Genomic DNA, 5,756 nt, shown 5'->3' with positions numbered 1-5,756 from the left:
GGCTGCTGGCACGTAGTTAGCCGGGGCTTCTTAGTCAGGTACCGTCATTTTCTTCCCTGCTGATAGAGCTTTACATACCGAAATACTTCTTCACTCACGCGGCGTCGCTGCATCAGGGTTTCCCCCATTGTGCAATATTCCCCACTGCTGCCTCCCGTAGGAGTTTGGGCCGTGTCTCAGTCCCAATGTGGCCGGTCACCCTCTCAGGTCGGCTATTGATCGTCGCCTTGGTAGGCCGTTACCCCACCAACTAGCTAATCAAACGCGGGTCCATCTCACACCACCGGAGTTTTTCACACCGGACCATGCGATCCCGTGCGCTTATGCGGTATTAGCAGTCATTTCTAACTGTTGTCCCCCAGTGTGAGGCAGGTTACCCACGCGTTACTCACCCGTCCGCCACTCAGTCAATCCAGCTTCCATCCGAAAACTTCCGTTAGATTGCTTCGTTCGACTTGCATGTGTTAAGCACGCCGCCAGCGTTCATCCTGAGCCAGGATCAAACTCTCATGTTAAAGTTTTGATTCCAGTCAAAATTTCGCTTGGCTAATTTTAACCGTTATTACTGTTGTTTTGGTTTTGTTCTGAATGTTCTCTTGAACTTCAAGGCTTAACCAAAAGCCTTTGTTCTTAGAATTTTCAGGGTTCTACATACTGTTCAGTTTTCAAGGTTCTTTGTTGTTGTCTCATCGACAGCTTATTTATATTATCATAAGCAATTGACTTTGTCAACAACTTTTTTATTTTATTTTTAATCTTTCTCAGAAACCCGTTTGCGTTTCCGCTCTTATTTCCTCGATTGATTTGCCCTTGTCTCAAGGACGTATGTTATGATACCAGAGTTTCCAAGGATTGTCAACGATTTTTCTATATTTGTTATTCTTTTTATTTTGTTGTGATTTTTTAGAATATTCTTACTATTCTAAGTCTATGCATCTATTTCCCCTAATCCCAGAAATGGCATCGAATCAAAAGAATCCGATGCCATTTCCATCCATTCATAAATACAGCTTTCAATCTCCATCTACACTCTCATTTATATCTATTACCTATTCCTATACTACCTTCTCTACAAATGATACTCAATCAATTTAACTGCCAGGCTGACACCGCCGCAGACCCACATCACAAGAATTGGGTTCAGTTTCCATTTACGGAGCGCTATAAAAGCTGCCGAAAAAAGAACCAGACTGCCCCACTGGATCATCCTTTCCCCATTTACCTCTGGAAGAACTGCTGCCAGTAGCATCGAAAGTCCGGCACCTGCGATCAGCGCCACTACCGCTGGGCGAAGACTGCCTAAAATACTTCCCATCGCAGAGCCGCCACGGTAACGCCGATATATGTATGCCAATACCGATACAATGATACAAGATGGGAAAATACATCCCCAGGTTGCCGCAACCGCTCCCGGAAGTCCCGCTATCCGAATTCCGACAAAGGTTGCTGAATTGACCGCAATCGGTCCCGGCGTCATTTCCGCGATCGTGATAAGATTCGTAAACTCCGTCATCGTGATCCATCCCTGTCGTTCCACAATCAGGCTCTGTACCAGTGGAATCGCCGCGTAGCCGCCGCCCACGCTGAAAAGCCCTATCTGCAGAAAGCTCAAAAATAATTGTATATAGATCATATCTATTCTCCCCCTCTATACCGCACCGGTCGTCTGCTCACGTTTTCTCATCCAGATAAATCGAATCGTTCCCGCCAGAATACCCGCCGCAATGATATAGATTACATTCACATCCAGCACAAAATCAGCCAGGAACGCAATTACCATGATTGCAATTGAATACAGCTTTTTTTCCTTCATAACATTCACTCCCAGCCCACAGGAAACATCCAGAATCACAGCCGCCACGCCGACTCGCATTCCCTCTAGTGCTGCTGCCACCCAGACGTTCGACGCAAACGCGGCGTAACAGACGGATAAAACCGCCAGAATCGCCATCGGCGGAAGAATCGTTCCGATGACTGCCACCACCATTCCGGCAAACCCATATACTTTCCAACCAACCAAAATTGCCCCATTTACCGCAATCGCGCCCGGACAGGACTGTGCCAGTGCGGTAAAATCAAGCATTTCCTGTTCATCAATCCAGTGAAGCTCATCCACGAAACATTTCTTCATAAATGTCACAATGACAAAACCGCCCCCGAATGTAAATGCGCTGATATAAAGTGTTTTTAAAAATAAAACCAGCAGTTGATGCTTCTGTTTCATCTGCCATTCCCCCTTTTTCTATTTTATCTTTTGTCTCTCCCAGTTCTCCTTCACGCAAAACAACATTCCTTTTTCTGTGCCCATTATAACACTTGCCAATTCATTTTAAAATTACTATAATTTATATATAGTTCTTATTAAAATATCTATGATTCTCTATAAAAGCAACGCCGTCAAAAATAATATTTCTGACGGCAGGAAAAAAGCAGGACAAACATACAAATACGAATGTTTCCCACTCCTTATGAAACATTCAGGAAAGGAGTTTTCATGACACTGCGGCATTTCCGAATTTTTATCGAAGTAGCATCCGCCGGAAGCATTACACAGGCGGCACGCAATCTCTACCTGACGCAGCCAACCGTCAGCACCGCCGTCCGGGAGCTCGAAGAACACTACGGAACATTATTTTTCGACCGGATCAACCAGCGTCTGCGAATTACCGGCGAAGGGCGGCGTTTTCTCGACTATGCACGCCATTTTATCCAGATGTACGATGAAATGGAACTGGCATTTTCCAATTCCGGAATCAGCGGAGTTCTCCGCATCGGTGCCAGCACCAACGTGGGGATTTCCTATCTGCCACGTTTCATGCAGCTATTTCAAGAGACATATCCCCAGGTGCACACGCAGGTCCATATACAGACGACCGCACAGACGGAAGCCATGCTCTTAAATGGGGCGCTAGATCTTGCAATCGTCGGCGGAACCATCCACTCCGAACAGATTGCCCTGACTCCCCTGTTTCAGGAACACTACACCGCCATCTGCGCGCCGGGACACCCGATGGCAGGAAAAACCGTTTCCATCAATACATTTATGAAACAACCGCTGCTCTTTCGCGAAGTCGGCAGCACCTCCTATGAAGTATTTCAAAATGCCATCCGCCAGACCGGCTGTGAGGTCACCCCTGCCTGGGAAAGCACCTCGCAAGAGGCCATTCTCGAAGCCGTCCGCCTGGGGCTTGGCGTCACGATTCTTCCAAGCACTATGATCGAAGCTGAGCTGAGACTCAGTGCCATTTCCCGGATCTATTTTTCGGATTTTTCTTTTCAAAATACCGTTCATCTGGCGTGGCATCAGAGCAAGTTTCTGTCTCCTGTCATGCAGGATTTTGTCCAAATGACGCGTGAACTTTTGCCATCCAACCATATTTCCGCTCAAAATCTCCCGGGAATCTCCCCTCATGCATATCCTGTCCACAGAAATTTTCCGAAAGACTCTCCCGCAGCTACGCTCACTGATCTGCGATATTAAACTACCCTGGGAAAAATTTCGAAATGCATCGGTGCTCTATCAGATGCCTCTTCGTCATTTTCTGGCAAATGCGTTCTTTTCCGCTCTACTGGAACCAGGCAGCGGACTGGAAGATATGATTCTACAGATGAAGGGGATCGCGTTAGAGTATGCCATCGTCCGCTACAGTCTTTTCCTGTGATGGATGTATGACGGTTCCGGTAAACTTCCGTATGAGACGGTTCGCGATTATCAGGTCATCATTATCCATATGACCGGATACGACGCTGAGGTTATCTGGGATTGGTTGCGAATACGCACGGATGATTGAAAATAATTTCTTCCTGTAATATACTTTTAGGTATAGGTATACCTATATTTCAAAAGATTACTGGAACTTGCCCGACGGGCAGCGTGCAGAGCTGATCGACGGGCAAGTTTATAATATGGCACCTCCAAGCCGGATTCATCAGGAAATTTCCTACCAGATTTCTCACCTTCTTGGAAATTATATCGAGTCCAACGGCGGAGAATGCCGCGTTTATCCGCCTCCTTTCGCTGTCAATCTGGATGCGGATGATAAAGATTGGGTTGAGCCGGATATCTCTCTTATCTGTGATCCGAATAAATTGACCGACTGCGGCTGTTCCGGCGCTCCCGATCTCATTTTCGAAATCGTATCTCCATCCAGCCGGCGCATGGACTACCTTATCAAAAATGCTCTGACTCCCTTAAACTTACCGAATAAAATTCGTCGCCGTCCGCTCCTCCTGTTCCGGAAGACCATATTCTTTCTTGCCAAGCTCGATGGACTTCATAAGAAATGTCATATTCTTTGCAAGCATCCGCATCGTCTGCTTGCCTTCCTCATCCATCTCTGCCTCCCCTTTCTCACAGCCGTGAATACTGTTCCAGTATCTGCTGGATGCGATCGGCATATTGCTGATGGTAAAAAATTTGTTCAATTCATCAAAAGTCGCTGAGCAGCCACCTCTGCGTGCACAGACTACACTGGCACCCACCTTCATGCTCTTATCAAAGGACGTGCTGTAAAACAAGCGGTCAAGACAGGCAATCAGCGTCGCATTAGCCGATGCATAGTAGACCGGACTGGCAATCACCAGACCATCCGCCGCCTCAAAGAGAGGTGCCAGTTCATTTACGATATCATCAAACACACATTTTCCAATTTTGCTGCACTGGTTACAGGCAATACAGCCCCGGATATCTTTATTTCCAATCTGTATGGTTGTTACCTCTACCCCACTATTTCGAAATACATTCTCTATTTCCCGGATGGCAATGGATGTGTTGCCGTTTACACGTGGACTTCCGTTTAGAATTAATACCTTGCTCATTTGGTTTCCTCCTTTTACTCTGCGATACATTTATTCCAACAAATTGCTTTTAAACAGTCTGTAAGCGTATATATTGTCTTCAAGTGTCTACAACTGTCTACATAAAAATGAAAATGCAAAAAAGCGGAAACCCTGATGAATCAAAGCTTCCGCAATAATAAAAAAGAGCGCGAGACGGGACTCGAACCCGCGGCCTCGACCTTGGCAAGGTCGCGCTCCACCAACTGAGCCACTCGCGCATATTTGTAAGAATCGGGGTGACAGGATTCGAACCTGCGACCTCCTGGTCCCAAACCAGGCGCTCTAGCCAAGCTGAGCCACACCCCGTCATCCACGTTTATATTTGATTTTCTTGAATGTTTATATACCTTCAAAACTGCACACTGAATTTCTTCTACTCTCTATCTTTCATCCTTCAGGAAATAACTTCCTCTTACCTATCCAATTCTTAACCATATCCTTTTGGTTAAGCCCTCGACCGATTAGTAACAGTCAGCTTCACGTATTACTACGCTTCCACCTCTGCCCTATCTACCTCGTCGTCTTCAAGGGGTCTTACTACTTGCGTATGGGATATCTCATCTTGAGGGGGGCTTCACGCTTAGATGCCTTCAGCGTTTATCCCGTCCCGGCTTGGCTACTCTGCCATGARCTTGATRGYTCAACAGATACACCAGAGGCCAGTCCACCCCGGTCCTCTCGTACTAAGGGCAGCTCCTCTCAAATATCCTACGCCCGCGCCGGATAGGGACCGAACTGTCTCACGACGTTCTGAACCCAGCTCGCGTACCGCTTTAATGGGCGAACAGCCCAACCCTTGGGACCTACTTCAGCCCCAGGATGCGATGAGCCGACATCGAGGTGCCAAACCACTCCGTCGATGTGAACTCTTGGGAGTGATAAGCCTGTTATCCCCAGGGTAGCTTTTATCCGTTGAG

4 protein-coding genes, 2 tRNA genes, 2 rRNA genes and 1 pseudogene are annotated in these 5,756 nt (G+C 47.0%); 2 read left to right on the top strand and 7 right to left on the bottom strand.

The genetic code is table 11. The features are described 5' to 3' along the window. From C7U56_RS15170 to C7U56_RS15160, 3 genes are all read right to left on the bottom strand, one after another. Window positions 1-515, bottom strand: a 16S ribosomal RNA gene (locus C7U56_RS15170); the annotation flags it as partial. A gap of 554 nt (window positions 516-1,069) precedes the next feature. Further along, window positions 1,070-1,633, bottom strand: a complete 564-nt coding sequence (locus C7U56_RS15165) for a chromate transporter (RefSeq protein ID WP_107001912.1) — start codon at window positions 1,631-1,633, stop codon at window positions 1,070-1,072. 15 nt (window positions 1,634-1,648) lie between these two features. Then, window positions 1,649-2,224: a chromate transporter gene (locus C7U56_RS15160; protein ID WP_107001911.1), complete on the bottom strand. Its 576-nt coding sequence runs from the start codon at window positions 2,222-2,224 to the stop codon at window positions 1,649-1,651. A 270-nt stretch (window positions 2,225-2,494) separates the two neighbouring features. On the opposite strand from C7U56_RS15160, the gene C7U56_RS15155 reads away from it, so the two are divergent. Further along, window positions 2,495-3,481, top strand: coding sequence for a LysR family transcriptional regulator (locus C7U56_RS15155; RefSeq protein ID WP_181357274.1), 987 nt, complete (start codon window positions 2,495-2,497; stop codon window positions 3,479-3,481). 377 nt (window positions 3,482-3,858) lie between these two features. Continuing rightward, window positions 3,859-4,167 (top strand): annotated as a pseudogene (locus C7U56_RS15150) (Uma2 family endonuclease); the annotation flags it as partial. 30 nt (window positions 4,168-4,197) lie between these two features. Here the strand turns inward: C7U56_RS15150 and C7U56_RS15145 are convergent. The 4 genes from C7U56_RS15145 to C7U56_RS15130 form a co-directional block, all read right to left on the bottom strand. Next, entirely contained in the window at window positions 4,198-4,818 is a 621-nt protein-coding gene (locus tag C7U56_RS15145) for a flavodoxin family protein (protein WP_107001909.1), read from the bottom strand. Window positions 4,819-4,984: 166 nt separating this feature from the next. Next, window positions 4,985-5,057: transfer RNA gene (locus tag C7U56_RS15140), tRNA-Gly, on the bottom strand. Window positions 5,058-5,070: 13 nt separating this feature from the next. Next, window positions 5,071-5,145 (bottom strand) — tRNA-Pro (locus tag C7U56_RS15135). A 135-nt stretch (window positions 5,146-5,280) separates the two neighbouring features. Continuing rightward, window positions 5,281-5,756: ribosomal RNA gene (locus C7U56_RS15130) — 23S ribosomal RNA — on the bottom strand; the annotation flags it as partial.

The organism is Clostridium fessum (assembly GCF_003024715.1).
Lineage (GTDB): Bacteria > Bacillota > Clostridia > Lachnospirales > Lachnospiraceae > Otoolea > Otoolea fessa.
Note: the sequence above shows the minus strand (reverse complement) of the source record. Positions and strands in the feature narration are given on the sequence as shown.